Here is a 16,691-nt window from a genome sequence, read left to right as displayed (position 1 = left end):
CTCAGCCGACGGGTCGGACCTGCGACAGCGAGTAGCCGGTCACCATGCCGAGCAGATCGCTGGGCGAGGGCTGGAAGCCGGTGAACTTGCCGGCGTTGTAGGCGAACTGGATCTTCTCGACGTAGAGCGGCGTCAGCAGCGCCTGCTCGTGCACGTAGGCGTCAAGGTCCTTGATCTTCCCCGCGAACTTGTCGTGGTCGGTCGTGACGGCGGCCTCGTCGATGAGCTTGTCGAGCTTCGGGTCCTTGACCAGGTTGTAGTTGATGCCGCCCGGGTTGCTCGACAGGTAGGTGCTGCGGAGCTGGTCCATCGGGTTGTCGAAGACGGCCCACTGCGAGACGTCGAGGTCGTAGTCGCCGCTCTTGGTCCTGCTGAGGAACGTGTTCCGCTCGACACACGACGCGACGAGTTCGACGCCGGCCTTGGCGGCGTCCTCCCGCACCACCTGGGCGACCCGGGTCAGGTTCGGGTTGCTCTGGTCGCAGACCATCTCGAAGGACAGGCCGTCGAGCTTCCCGTCGCCGTTCTTGTCCGCGTATCCGTCCTCTTCGAGCAGCTTGCGCGCGGCGGCCGGGTCGAACGGGTACGGCTGGAGCTCGGTGTTGTCGTACTCCGCGAAGATCGGTGAGATCGGGCCGGTCATCGGTGAGCCCTCACCCTGCAGCACCGTAGAGATGATCGACTTGGTGTCGACGACCATCGACAGCGCCTGCCGGACCTTCGGCCGGGCCAGGTGCTCGTTGGTGACGTTGTAGGTGATGTGGGCGAAGCCCAGCGAGCCGACCTCCTGCAGCTTGATCTTCTCGTCGCCGCTGAACGAGGCGATGGCCGAGGCGGGCACCGGCGTGCCCATCAGGTCGATGTCGCCGTTGCGCAACGCGAGCTGCATGGTGTTGACGTCCGGGTACAGCCGGTACTCGACGGTGTCGACGGCCGCGCCGCCCGCGGGCGCGTAGGGGTACTTGTCGTTGCGCGTCATCACGTAGCGCTGACCGGGCGTGGCGCTCTTCAGGATGTAGGCGCCCGCGCCGACCCAATCGGAGTTGTTGGCGAACTTGGTGATGTCGCCGGCCTTCTCGAAGATGTGCTTGGGGACGATGGACATCCAGAAGCCCACGCCTTCGGCGAACGGCGCGTAGGGCTGGCTGAGCTTGAAGACCACCGTGGTGGCGTCGGGCGCCTCGATGCCCTCGACCCAGGTGAGCTTCGCGGCCACGTTCCCGAGCTTGTTCTTCATGATCGTCTCGGCCGAGTACTTCACGTCGGCCGACGTCACCGGGGTGCCGTCACTCCACACGAAATCGTCGCGCAGGGTGAAGACGACCGACTTGCCACCGTCTTCGTGGGTGTACTTGCTGGCGAGCTCGGGGACCTTCTTGGCGTCCCCGTCGATCCGCAGCAGGTGTGGGTACATCGCGTTGAGAATCCAGTTGTCGGTCTTGCTCAGCGACTGCAGCGGGTTGAAGTTCGCGACGTCGGTGGTGGTGCCGATGCGCAGCGTGGTGGAGCTGTCGCCACCGGCCGGCTTCGAGGCGTCCTGGCCCTCGTTGAGGCCGCACGACGTGAGCGTCAGCGCGGTCACGACGGCCGTGACGGCGCCGGACCAGCGTCCGAGGGTACGCATGTTCACCAGACTTCCTTGAGTACGCGCAGGATGTTCCCGCCGATGACCTTGCTGATGTCGTCGTCGCCGTAGCCGTGCTTGACGAGCCAGCCGACGATGTTGGTGAAGTTCTCCGCCGGGTTCTCCATACCGGCCACATACGGCACGCGCGGGTGCTCGACGTGTCCGTGGGCCTGGCCGATCGAGAGGTGACCGGTGAAGGAGTCGTGCAGCCCCACGTGGTCACCGAAGTTGGTGTCGGGGCCGAAGGCGACGTGGTCGATGCCCACCAGGTCCACGCAGTAGGTGAAGTGATCCATCACCGACTCCAGCGAGTGCTCGCGATGCTCCTCCGACAGCGTGGTGTGCGGAGCCGCCTCCAGACCGATCACACCACCACGCTCGGCACACGCCCTGATCACCTCATCGGGCTTCATCCGGTTGGTCGGCCACACCGCACGAGCACCGGCATGCGTGATGAAGACCGGCACCGCCGAATGCTCGATGACCTCCAGACACGTACGGTCACCCGAGTGCGAGATGTCGATCGCCATACCGAGCCGGTTCATCCGCTCCACCGCACGACGGCCGAAATTGGTCAGACCGGCATCGGCCCGCTCGGCCAACCCCGAACCCAACTGGTTGGCCTGCGAATACGCGACACCGATCTGACGGACCCCGAAGCCGTACAGGATGTCCAGACGATCGAGCTCATTCTCGATCATCGTCGCCGCCTCCAGCCCGGCCACCAGCGCGAGCTGCCCGCCCGCCTTGGCCTTCTCGATCTCCTCGACCGTGCGGGCCAGGACGACGAAGTCCTGCTTGGCGATGTCGGCGAAGCGCAGGCCGAGGTCGTAGATGACGTCGTCCCACTTCCAGCCGTGCTCGCTGGTGACGCAGTTGGTGCCGTTCATGAAGTTGTCGAAGAGCGCGGTCATGCCCGAACGCGCCAGGCCCTCGTACCCGAGCACGTTGCGTCCGGTCCGGTTGTAGTCGCGCAGCAGCGTGACGTCCGCGGTCAGGACCTTGGGGTGCTCGTGCAGCGAGATGGCCATGTGCTCGGTCAGGAGGCGGCTGACCCGCGCGGACTGCTCGGCCGACAGGCCCAGGTCGTACGCCGGAACACGGTCGATTTCGGGGGCGAGGTCGAAGACCTTGAAGTCGGCGTGTGGCTCCAGATAGTCGAACGACCGGTATCCCTGGTAGCGGGGATTGGGGGGCTGCATGGGGAGCACCTCCGAAAGGTTGGACCTTAAACGTCTGAGGTGCAACCTTGCATGAGGTGCGTCTGAGCTTCAAGAAGCTCGATGTGACATTCGGATCACGACGGCCGGGCGTACGGCGCGGGCCCGGAGAGCCTCCGGTGGCGGCATGTGTGGCGTGCACGGAGTTTTCGCGCGGGTCGCCGGGCCGGCGGAGGCCTGCGAGTGTGAGCGGAATCACACGTAAAGAAACGCCACTCCGCCCTGCGGCCGGGCGAGCAGCTCGAAGAACACCGCCTTACCGAGGCGGGTGGCGCGGCGGGGGAAGGGGCCGCCAGGAGGTCGCCGACCGTTGCCCGCACCCCGCCGCATGACGGCTCCATCACGGCGATGACCGAATCCGCCGCCGCGCCCTTCTTCCACTTCAAGGCGATGTCAATGAACTGCCAAATACCGACGGCAGCAGATTAAATGCAACCATGAGGGGGGACGAGAGGATTGGCCCCATTCTGGGGGCCGGATTGACCTTACAGGGGAAGGGGTGTGCTGGAAATGGCGGAGATTGCCCTGTGGAAAGACCTGAGCAGATATTTGAAAATCACTTCAAAAATCACAGAAAAGGAGGGCAACGAGATCAACGTGGGCGAAAAATTCGCGCTCGAAGTGACCGGGTCGAACATCGCACCTGAAGGCGACGGGCTCCCCGTCATCATCTTCAACCGGCCGAGGATCAGAGTTCAGGGCACGAAGAACGCGACTCCTACCGCCGGAGACGGCTGGCACCCCATGCCCGCCACGGTCCTGAAGCCCGGCGAATCCACCTCGATGAGAATCGAAATGAATGCGATCGGCGAAGTCAGCCGAGGCATCTTCGATAATTTCACCAAAGAGGTCGTCGCCTCGGTCCTCATCCGAGGCGACCTGGATCAGGATCAATTCTTCCAGATCGACAGCGCCGTAGCGGAACTGAAAGAAGAGATCGAGGCCGGGTGATTCGACTCCTCTTTGTGCGGGGCAGGACGTGCGGAGCGGCAGGTCGTCGTCACCGTCGGCACAGATAATCAACGCCGTGATGCGACGTTTCCGTAGGGCTTCGCAGCCTGTGAACGGTTTCACAGCCGGACATGCCGGCGGGCCCGGAGCCGTCTGATCCGGGATCGGGGCACCCGCTGTCACCGCGGCCTGTCACGGCGTCCGGAAGGCGTCCGGCCACGGCCGCCGGTCGCTCCGGGAAACCCCTTTTTGGAAGAAGACGACCCGCCGTGACGTCTGGAATTCTCGGTGTAGCAGGGCTGCGATCCTCCACTGCCGTCCACGGAGCCGACGGCACGCGCGTAGCCCGGCCAGCGTCACGGGGCTCTCCGGCGGGATCGGGAAGGCCCCTCCGGCCCGCGCGATCCCGCCCTCCCGCGACGGCTGAGCCGGGGCTCACTCCGCCAACGCCCGAAGGAACGCCGATCAGATGACTCTTCCGAATCCGTCTCCCGGCGGGCCGGGCGTCCCCGGCACCGCGAGACCGAGCTCCCAGGGCGCCAGGAGGCCGCGCGCCGACGCCCAGCGCAACCGGGCGCGCATCCTGGCCGCGGCCGAGGCGGTCTTCGCCGAGAAGGGGCCGTCGGCGTCGACCGACGAGGTCGCGGCCAGGGCTGAGCTGGCGATCGGCACGGTCTTCAAGCACTTCCCGACCAAGCAGGCCCTGCAGCAGGCCCTGATGAGAGACCTCCTGTCCGACCTCACGCGGGAGGTGCAGGCGCTCACCACCGACGGCGACCCCGCCACGTCCCTGTTCGGCTTCATGACCCGCGTGGTCGAGCAGGCGGCCCAGAAGAAGACCGTCGTCGGTCTCCTGGCCGATACCGGCGTCGTCCTCCAGGTCGCCGACTCGCTGCTGCTCCTGCGCGACGGGCTGGAGGGGCTTCTGGCCCGCTCCCAGCAGGCCGGCGCCGTCCGCGAGGACGCCCGCGCCGACGAGGTGATCGCCCTGATCACCGGCTTCTCCCAGGGCGCGCTGCACGCCCGCTGGGACCGTGATCTCCGGCACCGCACCCTCGCCCTCGTGTTCGACGGGCTCCGCCCGCCCGGAGCGCGCCGGTCCTCACGACCCGCGGCCGGATCGCCGGGATGCGCCCCCTGAGTCCCCCGCCCGGAGCGCGCCGCCGTACGGGGTGAAGGGCGGCCGCGCAGCTCCGCGTGTCTCCCCCCTGGCCCGGCGGGTCACCTGTTTCGGATACGTAAACCTTCCGATGCGCCGCGTCCGGGGTGAAACCACAATCAACCAGGTGGTCACCCTGCTGCCTGCCGATCTGAGCCGCGTCGTCCTCCACCGGTGGACGGATGTGGCCCCGCACGAGAGCGGGCTGGCCGACTACCGCGACCCGTTCGGCGGCGCCACCAGGACCTGGGAGTACACCCGCTGGACCGGCGAGGAGAGAGCCATCGGCTTCCCCGCGACCGAGCTGGTGCCGTCATGGGCGGCGAGCACCCCGCCGGGGACCTGGCTGGAGGTCGGGCTGCAGGCCCGCACCGTCGAAGGCGACCTCACCAAGTGGTACGTGATGGGCCGCTGGGCCGAGGGCGACGGCGACATCCACCGGACCTCCCTGCCCGGCCAGGGCGACGAGGACGGTGACGTCGCGGTGGACACCTACGTGGCCACCAGGCCGGTCGTCGCCTACCGGCTGAGGTTCACCCTGTACGGCTCGGGCGCGGAGGTCCACCGGGCCGGGGTGATGGCCTCGGCGGTGCCCGCGCGGGCGACGGTGCCGGTGAGCCCGCCCGGGGAGGCCGGGGGCGTGGAGCTGGACGTGCCGCGCCGGTCGCAGAAGGTCCACACGGGGCACTTCCCCGAATGGGACGGCGGCGGGGAGAACTGGTGCAGCCCCGCCTCGATGAGCATGGTGCTCGCCTACTGGGAGCGCGGCCCCCGCCGGGACGACCTGTCCTGGGTCTCGGCGGACGACCCCTGCCCGGCCGTGGACCACGCCGCCCGCGACATGTACGACCACAGCTACCAGGGCACCGGGAACTGGCCGTTCGGCGTCGCCTACGCCGGCCGGTACGGCCTGGAGGGATTCGTCACCCGGCTGCGCTCGCTCACCGAGCTGGAGCGCCTGGTCCACGCCGGCATCCCGGTGATCACCTCGCAGTCGTTCCGGGACCACGAGCTGCCCGGCTCGGGGTACTCCACCGGCGGCCACATCATGGTCGTCGTCGGCTTCACCCCGAGCGGTGACGTCATCGCCAACGACCCCGCCGCACCGGGCGACGACACGGTGCGCCGGATCTACCCGAGGGCCGCGTTCGAGAACGTCTGGCTCCGCAGTTCCGGCAGCGGGGGGATCGTGCACGTCGTCCACCCGCCCGGCCTTCCCCTGCCCCCCTCCGACGGCAATTGGTGATCAATGCTGAACGACTCTCCCATCCGCCCCGTCGACGTGGCCAGGGTGGACGACCGTCCGCTCTGGGTGGAGATCCTCGGGGAGGAGGTGTGGTGGGACGAGCCTCGTCCGCATGAGGGCGGGCGCAGGTGCGTGGTCCGGCGCGGGCCGGACGGCGTGCCCCGTGACGCGATCCCGCAGGGCTGGAACTCCCGCAACCGCCTCATCGAGTACGGCGGGCGCTCCTGGCGGCCCCTGCCGGACGGCGGGGTCGTGTTCACCAACTGGGCCGACCAGCGCATCTACCTGTACGGCGGGCAGCCGGCCCCCGGCTCCGGCGAGGCGGCCGGCGGACCGGCCCGCGCCGGCGACGGCGACAGTGGCGGCGACGGCGGGCAGCCGGTCCCCCTCACCCCCGACGACGGGGCCCGCTACGGCGACCTGTACCTGCCGCCGGGGCTGCGGGAGGTCTGGGCGGTCCGCGAGACCCATCCCGCCCCGGAGACCACCGCGCCCGGGACCGGCGCCGAGCCCGCTCCCCGGTCCCTGCCCTGCCGGGAGCTGGTGGCGGTGCCGCTGGACGGCGGGCCGGTGCGGCTCATCGTCCGCGCGCAGCACTTCCTGACCAACCCCCGCCTCTCCCCCGACGGCACGCACATCGCCTGGATCGGCTGGGACCACCCCGCCATGCCCTGGGACGGCACCGAGCTGTGCGTGGCGCCCCTGGACGCGCTCGGCTCGGCCGGGCCGTACCGGGTCGTCGCCGGCGGCCCGGAGGAGTCGGTGATCCAGGCCGAGTGGCGCGACGACGGCGCGCTCTACGCCCTCACCGACCCGGACGGCTGGTGGAACCTGCATCTGGTCCCCCTCGACGGCTCCCCCGCCCGCAACCTGGCACCGCTCCAGGAGGACTGCGGCGACGCCGTATGGCGGCTCGGCAACACCTGGTTCTCGCTCGCCGGCGACAGGATCGTCCTCGTGCACGGCACCCCGGACCGCCGCCGCCTCGGCGTGCTGGACCCGGCCACCGGCGAGATGACCGATCTCGACGCCCCGCCCACCTACTGGAACCCGACGGTCTCCACCGGCGGGGACCTGGTGGCAGGCGTGGCGGCCTCGCCGTACACGCCGTTCGAGGTCGTCACGGTGGACCTGCGCACCGGCGCGCACGCCGTGCTGTCCCCGGAGAAGGAGCTGCCCGACCGCGACGTGCTGCCCGACCCCGAGGCGGTGACCTTCGACGGCGTGCACGCGCACCTGTACCCGCCGCGCGGCGTCACCGGCCCCGCCCCCTATGTGATCTTCGTGCACGGCGGGCCGACCAGCGCCAGCACGATGGTCCTCGACGTGGAGATCGCCTACTTCACCAGCCGGGGCATCGGCGTGGCCGACGTGAACTACGGCGGTTCCACCGGCTACGGCCGCGCCTACCGGGAGCGGCTGCGCCACCAGTGGGGCGTGGTGGACGTGCGCGACTGCGAGACGGTGGCGCACGGCCTGATCGCCGCCGGGCGGGCGCACCCGTCGAAGGTTGCGATCCGGGGCGGCAGCGCGGGCGGCTGGACGTCGGTGGCCGCGCTGGTGCACAGCAAGGTGTTCCGCGGCGCGGTGGCCCACTACGCCATCACCGACCCGGAGGGCTGGGCGGCCGAGACCCACGACTTCGAGTCGCGCTACCTCGACGGGCTGATCGGCCCGCTCCCCGAGACCCGGCAGCGCTACCTGGACCGTTCCCCCACCCTGCACGCCGCGAACGCGTCGGGTCCCGCGCTGCTCATGCACGGCCTGGAGGACGCGATCGTCGACCCGGTCCAGGCGGAGCGGTTCGCCGCCGCGCTGGAGCGCGAGGGCACCCCGTGGGCCTACCTGACCTTCCCCGGCGAGCAGCACGGCTGGCGCCGGGAGGAGACCATCATCGCCGCGATGGAGGCCGAACTGGCCTTCTACGGCCTGATCTTCGGTTTCCCGACGCCCGAGGTGCCGCCTCTGACCCTGCGGGGTATGCACCAATGATCCACATGTTTTCGGGGGAGCTTTTTCGATGAACGAGGTCGCGCAGATCTGCTCGGACCTGATCAGGTTCGACACCACCAACCCCGGCTCCGGCGAGCGCCCGGCAGCCGAGCACGTCGCCGGACTGCTGTCCGACGCGGGAATCGAGCCGACGGTCTTCGAGTCGGCCAGGAACCGCACCAGCGTGGTCGCCAGGATCCCGGGCGACTCCCCCGAGGCCCTGCTCATCCACGGCCACCTGGACGTGGTCCCGGCCGAGCCCGCCGACTGGCAGGTGCACCCGTTCTCCGGCGAGGTCGCCGACGGCTGCGTCTGGGGCCGGGGCGCGGTGGACATGAAGGGCACGCTGTCGATGACGCTCGCCCTGGTCCGCGACTGGGCCCGGCGCGGCGTGCGGCCCAAGCGCGACATCGTGCTGGCCTTCCTCGCCGACGAGGAGGCCACCGGCGAGTACGGCTCGCGGTACGCGGCGACGCGGCACCGGGAGCTGTTCGACGGCTGCACCGAGGCGATCAGCGAGTCCGGCGGCTACAGCGTCCAGGCCCCGGACGCGCGCATCTACCCCGTCGCGGTGGGCGAGCGCGGCACCGCCTGGATGAAGCTCACCGCCCACGGCGTCGCGGGCCACGGCTCCCGGCCGCCGAAGGACAACGCGGTGGCCGAGCTCTGCCACGCCCTGTCGAGGATCGCCTCCTACCAGTGGCCGGTACGGCTGACGCCCGGGGTGGCGGCGCTGATCGCCGGCCTGGCGGACATCCTCGGCGAGAAAATCGACTACGACCGCCTGGAGGAGGAGGCCGAGCGGCTCGGCCAGGCGGGCGCCCTGTTCAAGGCGCAGATCCGCAACTCGGCCAACCCGACGATGCTGGAGGCGGGCTACAAGGTCAACGTGGTCCCCGGCACCGCGACCGCGCACGTGGACGGCCGCTTCCTGCCCGGTTACCGGGAGGAGTTCCTGGAGACGATCGACCGCCTGCTCGGCCCCAAGGTCACCCGCGAGTTCGTCAACATCGAGGACGCCCCCTCGGCGCCGCTGGACGCGCCGTTCTTCGGCCAGCTCTGCGACGCGCTCGTCGCCGAGGACCCGGCCGCGCGGCCGGTGCCGTACGTGATGTCGGGCGGCACGGACGCGAAGTCCTTCGCCGACATCGGCATCAAGGGCTACGGCTTCGCACCGCTGATGCTCAGCCCGGAGCTGGACTACTACGGCATGTTCCACGGCGTGGACGAGCGGGTCCCCGTCGAGGGGCTGGAGTTCGGCATGCGCGTCCTGGACCGTCTCCTCGCCTCCTGACAGGACCACGGGCCATGGTGACGTGACAGGGCCACAGGCCTCCTTGACAGGACCACGGGCCTCCTGTGGTGCCACGTGACAGACCACAGGCTTCCTGTGACACAGGGCCACGGGCCTCCTTGAAAGGGTCACGGCCGCCTTCCGAGGTGGCCGGCGGGCCGCCTCCCAGGGGCGGCCCGCGGATCGGTCAGCGCGGGGAGCGGGCCCGGACGCCGTCCGGGTCTACTCCCAGCCGTCCGCTCCCCGCAGGTCCGGCCTGGCGGTTCCCGCAGGCGCACCGGCGGGGCAGGTCCACACGTTCCGGCTCGTCATGTGCCGGCTCCCTCTGTTCGGCGATGGTCGGACTGTCGCTCTACCCGGCTCAGCGGCGATAAACAACGCTCTGCCACCCGCCGTCGACGAACAACGGCTCGCCCGGCTCGCCCCCTGGCCGCCTTCACCGGACCCTCGTCTGGAACCAGCGCCGCCCTCTCCATGCACCGCCCTCTCCATGCACCGCCCTCTCCATGCACCGCCCTCTCCATGCACCGCACTGGACAGCGACTACACATGCGTATAGCCTCCTACATGAACGAGTAGTCAGCTATACCTGTGGATAGGGATGGATGAGCGTGACCACGACCGGACCCGACCCCGAGGACCTCACCGCGCGCGCCCGCATCAGGGACGCCGCGATGCGGCACTTCGCCGAGCAGGGGTTCGAACGGGCCACGATCAGGGGTATCGCCGAGACCGCCGGCGTGTCGTCAGGGCTGGTGCGCCACCACTTCGGCTCCAAGCAGGCGCTGCGGGAGGCGTGCGACGCGCACCTGACCAAGGTGATCCGCAGGCTCAACGACGAGGTCCGGTCGGGCCACGCGCTCGACAAGGCGAACCCCGTCGCCACCGCCAACACCGTGATGGCCCCCTACCAGGGATACCTGGCCCGCGCGCTGGCGGAGGGATCGGCCGAGGCCGTGTTCGACCAGATGGTCGAGCTCACCGAGGAGTGGCTCGCGGACGCCGACGAGAGGCGTCCCGACGTCCCCGACGTCGACAGGAAGGCCAGGGCGACGGTGAGAACCGCGATGGCGCTGGCCGTCGTGATCCTGCACAAGCATGTGTCCAGGGGCATGGGCGTCGATCTGTTCAGCCCCGAGGGAGACCTGCTGCTCGCCAGGACCCTCATCGACGTCTACTCGCATCCCATGCTCAGCACCGAGGACGCCGCCGAGGCCAGAGCCGCTCTCGACAGGCTCCGGCCCGAGCCGTCCGAGACAGGCCGGGCCTGATACGCGCCGACCTGCTGGAGCGCTCCGACCTCGCCCCCCCCCCGGCGAGAAGGGGCGCGCCTGCTCCAAGGGCGACAGGCGGCAGGTGGTCCTGGTCGCCGCCTTCGCCTCCGACATGGAAACGCTCGTCTTCCCCACCGAGCATCTCAAGAAGGAGCACGATGTCCGAGTCCACGGCTCCCGCGCCGCTCCCGGCCGCCCGTAAGGCGGGCTGTCCCTTCGACCCCCCGGAGGATCTCGCGCGGCTGCGCAGGGACCATCCGATCAGCCCCATGGCGTACCCCGACGGCCACATCGGCTGGCTCGTCACCAGCCATGCCCTGGTGCGCGCCGTCCTCGCCGACCCCCGCTTCAGCCACAGGGCCGACCTCACCCACAGTCCCCTGAGCGGGGCGCGCACGGGCGCCCCCCGGCCGGCGCCGCCGGGGATCTTCACCTCGATGGACCCGCCCGAGCACACCCGCTACCGGCGCCTGCTCACCGGCCAGTTCACCGTCCGCAGGATGCGCCGGCTGACCGGGAGGATCCATGAGATCACCGCCGAACACCTGGACGCGATGGAACGGCAGGGGCCGCCCGTCGACCTCATGGAGGCGTTCGCGCTGCCCATCCCCAGCTTGGTCATCTGCGAGCTGCTCGGCGTGCCCACCACCGAACGCGCCGGATTCCAGAGCGACATGTCCAAGCTGATGAGCCTGGAGGTCTCCACGGACGAGAAGATCGCCGCCTTCGGCACGCTCCAGGCGTTCATGCTCGACCTGGTGCTCGCCAAGCGCGCCGAGCCCGCCGACGACCTGCTCAGCGGCCTGGTCACCGGCACCGACCTGACCGACGAGGAACTGACCAACATCGGCGGTGTCCTGATGGGCGCGGGCTTCGAGACCACCGCGAACATGCTCTCCCTCGGCGCCTACGCCCTCTTGGGCCATCCGGAGCAGCTCGCCGCGCTCCGCGCGGACACGGGCCTCACCGACAAGGCCGTCGAGGAGCTCCTGCGCTACCTGAGCATCATTCCCGGCACCGTCAGGGCCGCGCTCGAGGACGTCGAGCTCGGCGGGCAGCTCGTCAGGGCAGGTCAGTCGGTCATGGTCTCCATCCCCGCCGCCAACCGCGACCCCGAGCACTTCGCCGACCCCGACACGCTGGACCTCCACCGGCCCACCGCGGGACACGTGGCCTTCGGCCACGGCATCCACCAGTGCCTCGGCCAGCAGCTGGCACGCGTCGAGATGCAGGTCGGCATCCCCGCGCTGTTCGCCAGGTTCCCGACGCTGCGCCTGGCCGTCCCGCCCGATGAGGTGCCCCTGCGCACCGACATGATGATCTACGGCGTGCACCGGCTTCCCGTCACCTGGGACAAGGGGTAGGCCATGCGGATCGATTCGGTCGACGCGCAGTTCCCGGAGATCGGTACCCCTCAGGCGCCGGTCGTGGAGCGTCTGACCGGCACCTGAGGGGTACCGATCTCCGGGACTCCAAAATTCCTCCCAAAGACACCAGTGCGGAAGATGACGCGGACCGGTCGCTGCACTCGGCCGATACCGGGAATCGCTCTCACAAACGGACGCCGGTCACCGATCGTCCGGCCGGCGCCCGCCCGGCACCCGGAGCGTCCGAGGGAAACCATGAGCGAACTCGTCACCATCGCCTACCCACATGTGGACAGCGCGATACATGCCAGGGACAAGCTGCTGTCGCTACAGCGGGACGGATCCGTACAGCTGGCGGACCTGGCGCTGGTGGAGCGCCAGGACGACGGCGGGGTGATGGTGCATCCCACCCACCACAGAGCCTCCACCTACGCCGCCGAAGGGGCGGTGGCGGGAGGGCTGCTCGGGCTGATCGCCTTCGGGCCGATCATCGGCATCGCCCTGGCGGCGGCCGGTGTCGCGTCCGCGGCCGCGGGAGCCACCGTCCTGGGGGCGAGCGCGACGACGCTGGCCGGGGCCGGGGTCGGCGCGGCGGTGAGCGCGGCGGACAACAACAGCGTCGACCTCGGCTTCGTCAAAGAACTCGGCGAGCACCTGCCCGCCGGCGGCGCGGCCCTGTTCCTGCTGCTGACCACCGACATCGACAGGATCGTCGCCGCGATCGCCCCCTACGGCGGGCACGTCATCCGCACCACGCTCAGCGCGCCGGAAGAACAGCGCATCCAGCGCGCCATCGCGACGGCCCAGGCGCCCGGCGTCGGGTCAGCCGGTGACGAGGGCGGCCAGTAGCGCGTTGAGCTCGGCGGCTTCGGCGTCGCCGAGCAGGTCGGCGAGGTCGCGCTGCGCGCCGTCCTCCACCTTCAACGCCTCGGCGAGATACCGCTCCCCCTCCGGGGTCAGCCGCAGCACGTGCTCGCGCCGGTCCGCGGGGTTGCGGTCGCGCAGGATCAGGCCGGCCGAGTGGAGGTCGTCGATGGCCTGCACGATCGTGGGGCCGGTCACGCCCATGCAGCCGGCCAGCCGCTCCTGGGTGCACGGCTGCGCGGAGTCGAGCGCCACCAGCATCCTCACGCACCACGGCTCGATCCCGAGCCCGCGCAGCGCCTGCTCGCGCTGCCCGCGGAGCCGCCGGGAAACGCGGTCGAGCAGGAAGCCCGTCTGGCCGGTGACCGATTCCGGGAGCGCGTCGACCAGGTCGGGGACGATCGGCCGGAGCAGCTCGTGCAGGCGCCGGTGCCCGGCCGGGCCCAGCGGGGCCACCAGCCTCTTCTCGGCGCTCCGCACCGATCCGCGCATCTCCTCCAGGGCGGCCGCGCCCTCGCCGGTGACACGCAGGGCGTAGCGCCGGCGGTCGGCCGGGTCACGCTCCCTGCGGACCAGCCCCGCTGACTCCAGCCCGTCGATCACCGCGATCATGACCGTGCGGTTCACCTCCAGCAGGCTCCCCAGCCGGGCCTGGGAGAGCGGGCGCTCGGCGAGCACGCACAGCACGGCCAGGTCGCGCGGGCTCCGTCCGGACGGCAGCGCCGCCAGGTCGCACCTCTCGGCGCGCTGGGACGCCAGGCGCGCCAGATATCCGGTGTGGCCGGCGAGCCTGGGCTCGATCGGCGTCCCCACGCCTGCGTCATCGGTCACCGTCATCTCAGCGACTATAGCAACCAGCCTAATGATTAGGCACATGGATGATTAGGTTGGTTGACGATTTGGCTTGATGACACTAGCGTCCCGAGCACCGAAGCCGGGGTCGTCCGACACCGGACACGAGAAGGGACACCGTTGGATGGCACAGAAGTGGTGGACGCTGACAGCGGTCGTGACCGGGGTCTTCATGCTGGTCCTCGACATCACGATCGTGAACGTCGCGCTTCCCTACATCGGGCTGGACTTCCATGCGCCGCTGTCCGACCTGCAGTGGGTCATCGACGCATACGCGCTGGCGCTGGCGGCCGGGCTGCTGACCGGGGGATCGCTGGGTGACCTGTGGGGACGCCGGCGGCTGTACGCCGTCGGGACGGCGATCTTCACCGTGGGCTCGCTGCTGTGCGGCCTGGCGACCGGGCCGCTGGTGCTGTCCATCGCCCGAGCCGGGCAGGGCATCGGGGGCGCCGTCGTGTGGGCCACCTCGCTGGCCCTGCTCGGTGACGCGTTCCGCGGCCGCGACCGCGGAACGGCCTTCGGCATCTACGGCGGGATCCTCGGCATCGCCGCCGCGGTGGGCCCGCTGCTCGGCGGGGTGCTCACCAGCGGCCTGAGCTGGCGCTGGATCTTCTGGGTGAACGTGCCCGTCGGGATCGTCGTCATCATCGTGACGCTGACCAAGCTCAGGGAGTCCAGCAATCCGGCGGCCTCCCGCCCCGACTGGCCCGGCTTCCTCACCTTCGGCGGCGCTCTGGGCCTGCTCGTCTACGGGCTGATCGGCTCGGCGGACGGCTGGGCGGAGCCCGAGGTCTACGGGAGCCTGATCGCCGCCGGGGCGCTGCTCGTCCTGTTCCTCCTCCTGGAGTTCAAGCAGAAGCGGCCGATGCTCGACATGAGGCTCTTCCGCAAACCCACCTTCACCGGCGGGCTGATCGCCGCCTTCGGGCTCAACGCCTCGGTCTACGCGCTCTTCCCCTACCTGGTGCTGTACCTGCAGCAGCAGCTCGGCCAGTCGGCCGCGCAGGCCGGCGTGCGCTTCCTGGCCCTCACCGCGGCGATGTTCGTCGCCTCGACCATCGCCGGGCGGCTGACCTCCACGGTCCCGGTACGCCTGATGATCGGCGGCGGCTTCGTCCTCATCGGCGCGGGAATCCTGCTGATGTACGGCCTGACGCCCTCCTCAGGCTGGACCGACCTGCTGCCCGGCATGATCATCTCCGGGGCGGGCGCGGGCATGGTCACCGTGCCGCTGGCCTCCACCGCCGTCGGCGTGGTCGACGTCTCCCAGGCGGGCATGGCCTCGGGCATCAACGCCACCGCCCGCCAGGTCGGCATCGCCACCGGGATCGCGGCACTCGGCGCGATCTTCACCTCACAGCTCCGGGAGACGGCAGCCGACCACCTGCGCGACACGCCGCTCGCCGCGCAGGCCCAGCACCTCGCCGACGGGATGGGAGCCTCGACCGGGCCGGGCGACGCCTCCCTCGCCGGGCTGCCCGCCACGGCCGCGGAGCTGGTCGACCAGGCTGCCCGGACCGGCTTCGTCGACGGGCTGAACCTGATCCTCGTCATCGGCGCGGCGGTGGCCTTCGTCTCCGCCCTGTTCAGCCTCGTCCTCATCCGGCACCGCGACTTCGTCCCTCCGCCCGCCGCCCCCGCGCCCGCGGCGGCCGCGAGCGCCGCCGAGGCCCACGGCTCCTGAAGGGCCGGCCCCGCAGAGGGCGGCGACCACGTGGTGCACGCCCCCGACCACACCGATGCCTTCCTCCGCCACGGCGGGGACACCGGAGCGCCCGTGCGGGCGGCCGCCCCCGCCTCGCGGAGACATGATCCACAGAGAGGTGCACATGACGATGCCAGAACGGAAAACCCTGTTCGGATTCGGCCCGGGAACCGCCGTCGGCGAGGTGTCCGAGATCCTGCGGTGCGCGGCTCGGGCGGACCGCGACGGGCTCGACCTGTTCACGATCTCCGATCATCCCTACTACGGCGGGCGGCTGGACGCCTACGCCACCCTGGGGTTCGTCCTCGGCCGGACCTCGGCCCTCACGGGGGTCGCGAACGTCACCAACCTGCCGAGCCGCCCCGCGCCCATGCTGGCACGCACGGTCACGTCACTGTCCGCGCTGTCGGGCGGGCGGGTCGTGCTGGGGCTCGGCGCCGGCGGCTACTGGGACGAGATCGTCAGGCTGGGGGTGCCGCGGCTGGGTCCCGCGGCCGCCGTCCGCGCGATGGAGGAGGCGGTCATCCTGGTCAGAGCGCTGTCGGGCGGCGGAGGCCCGGTGACCTTCGACGGGGAGTTCCACCAGGTGTCGGGCATCGATCCGGCACCGGTCCCGGCCCCGCCGATCTGGCTCGGTTCGGTCGGGCCGAAGTCGCTGGCCGTCACCGGGAGGCTGGCCGACGGATGGATCCCCGGTCGCGCCGCGGACTGGCTCAGCTCCCGGTACCGCGAGTCCCGGCCCGCCATCGACGACGCCGCCGCGGCCGCCGGACGGGATCCTGCGGAGATCGCCACGATCTACAACCTCCCCGGCCGCATCACTCCCTCCCCGCTGCCGGCCACGCGCGACCGCGCGGGCCGCTGGGTCGGAGGCTCGGCCGGGCAGTGGGCCGAGGAGCTCACCGCCGCGGTGCTCGAACACGGCGCGTCCGGCTTCGTGTACTTCGTCGCGGACGACACGCCCTCCGAGGTCGCGCTCGGTCGCTGGGCCCAGGAGGTCGTCCCGGCGGTCCGCGAGGCGGTCGCCGGGGCCTGACGTCCCCGCGGAGCCCGGTGAGGCCCGGCTCGACGCGCGCCGCCCCGCGACGGCCGAGGCCGTACGGCGCCGCACCGCCCGCCCCGCCGTCCGGGGCCCGGACG

The 16,691-nt window shown here is 70.7% G+C and carries 14 protein-coding genes; 10 read left to right on the top strand and 4 right to left on the bottom strand.

What is annotated here, in order from left to right; genetic code table 11:
• Position 1: 1 nt before the first annotated feature.
• The 3 genes from SROS_RS15345 to SROS_RS53870 form a co-directional block, all read right to left on the bottom strand.
• Entirely contained in the window at positions 2 to 1,624 is a 1,623-nt protein-coding gene (locus SROS_RS15345) for an ABC transporter substrate-binding protein (RefSeq protein ID WP_148269573.1), read from the bottom strand.
• A gap of 2 nt (positions 1,625 to 1,626) precedes the next feature.
• Positions 1,627 to 2,829, bottom strand: a complete 1,203-nt coding sequence (locus SROS_RS15340; RefSeq protein ID WP_012889856.1) for a dipeptidase — start codon at positions 2,827 to 2,829, stop codon at positions 1,627 to 1,629.
• Between the two features lie 213 nt (positions 2,830 to 3,042).
• A complete protein-coding gene (locus SROS_RS53870) occupies positions 3,043 to 3,177 on the bottom strand; it encodes a hypothetical protein (protein ID WP_012889855.1) in 135 nt (44 codons plus the stop codon).
• A 171-nt stretch (positions 3,178 to 3,348) separates the two neighbouring features.
• Between SROS_RS53870 and SROS_RS15335 the strand changes: the two genes are divergently transcribed.
• From SROS_RS15335 to SROS_RS45980, 8 genes are all read left to right on the top strand, one after another.
• Entirely contained in the window at positions 3,349 to 3,798 is a 450-nt protein-coding gene (locus tag SROS_RS15335) for a hypothetical protein (RefSeq protein ID WP_043652078.1), read from the top strand.
• A 469-nt stretch (positions 3,799 to 4,267) separates the two neighbouring features.
• On the top strand, positions 4,268 to 4,939 hold the full coding sequence (locus SROS_RS15330; protein WP_012889853.1) for a TetR/AcrR family transcriptional regulator: 672 nt from the start codon (positions 4,268 to 4,270) through the stop codon (positions 4,937 to 4,939).
• Between the two features lie 145 nt (positions 4,940 to 5,084).
• Positions 5,085 to 6,203 carry a C39 family peptidase gene (locus tag SROS_RS15325; RefSeq protein ID WP_245564647.1) on the top strand — a complete coding sequence of 373 codons (1,119 nt, stop codon included), beginning with the start codon at positions 5,085 to 5,087 and terminating at the stop codon, positions 6,201 to 6,203.
• Positions 6,204 to 6,206: 3 nt separating this feature from the next.
• Positions 6,207 to 8,195, top strand: coding sequence for a dipeptidyl-peptidase 5 (locus tag SROS_RS15320; protein ID WP_012889851.1), 1,989 nt, complete (start codon positions 6,207 to 6,209; stop codon positions 8,193 to 8,195).
• A 28-nt stretch (positions 8,196 to 8,223) separates the two neighbouring features.
• Positions 8,224 to 9,489 carry a M20/M25/M40 family metallo-hydrolase gene (locus SROS_RS15315; protein ID WP_012889850.1) on the top strand — a complete coding sequence of 422 codons (1,266 nt, stop codon included), beginning with the start codon at positions 8,224 to 8,226 and terminating at the stop codon, positions 9,487 to 9,489.
• 605 nt (positions 9,490 to 10,094) lie between these two features.
• The gene (locus SROS_RS15310) at positions 10,095 to 10,760 is read left to right on the top strand and encodes a TetR/AcrR family transcriptional regulator (protein WP_012889849.1); all 666 of its coding nucleotides are present in this window, start codon (positions 10,095 to 10,097) and stop codon (positions 10,758 to 10,760) included.
• A gap of 161 nt (positions 10,761 to 10,921) precedes the next feature.
• The gene (locus tag SROS_RS15305; RefSeq protein WP_012889848.1) at positions 10,922 to 12,127 is read left to right on the top strand and encodes a cytochrome P450; all 1,206 of its coding nucleotides are present in this window, start codon (positions 10,922 to 10,924) and stop codon (positions 12,125 to 12,127) included.
• 258 nt (positions 12,128 to 12,385) lie between these two features.
• Positions 12,386 to 12,979: a DUF1269 domain-containing protein gene (locus SROS_RS45980; protein WP_012889847.1), complete on the top strand. Its 594-nt coding sequence runs from the start codon at positions 12,386 to 12,388 to the stop codon at positions 12,977 to 12,979.
• Here SROS_RS45980 and SROS_RS15295 read toward each other — a convergent pair.
• Positions 12,953 to 13,831 (bottom strand): MarR family winged helix-turn-helix transcriptional regulator, encoded by an 879-nt coding sequence (locus SROS_RS15295; protein WP_012889846.1) that lies wholly within the window; start codon positions 13,829 to 13,831, stop codon positions 12,953 to 12,955. The two genes, SROS_RS45980 and SROS_RS15295, sit on opposite strands and share 27 nt — an antisense overlap.
• 139 nt (positions 13,832 to 13,970) lie before the next feature.
• Here SROS_RS15295 and SROS_RS15290 point away from each other — a divergent pair, with 139 nt between their 5' ends.
• The gene (locus SROS_RS15290) at positions 13,971 to 15,530 is read left to right on the top strand and encodes an MFS transporter (RefSeq protein WP_012889845.1); all 1,560 of its coding nucleotides are present in this window, start codon (positions 13,971 to 13,973) and stop codon (positions 15,528 to 15,530) included.
• 151 nt (positions 15,531 to 15,681) lie between these two features.
• Positions 15,682 to 16,587 (top strand): LLM class flavin-dependent oxidoreductase, encoded by a 906-nt coding sequence (locus SROS_RS15285; protein WP_043655699.1) that lies wholly within the window; start codon positions 15,682 to 15,684, stop codon positions 16,585 to 16,587.
• The last annotated feature ends 104 nt before the right edge of the window (positions 16,588 to 16,691 follow it).

This window comes from Streptosporangium roseum DSM 43021 (genome assembly GCF_000024865.1).
GTDB lineage: Bacteria > Actinomycetota > Actinomycetes > Streptosporangiales > Streptosporangiaceae > Streptosporangium > Streptosporangium roseum.
Note: the sequence above shows the minus strand (reverse complement) of the source record. Positions and strands in the feature narration are given on the sequence as shown.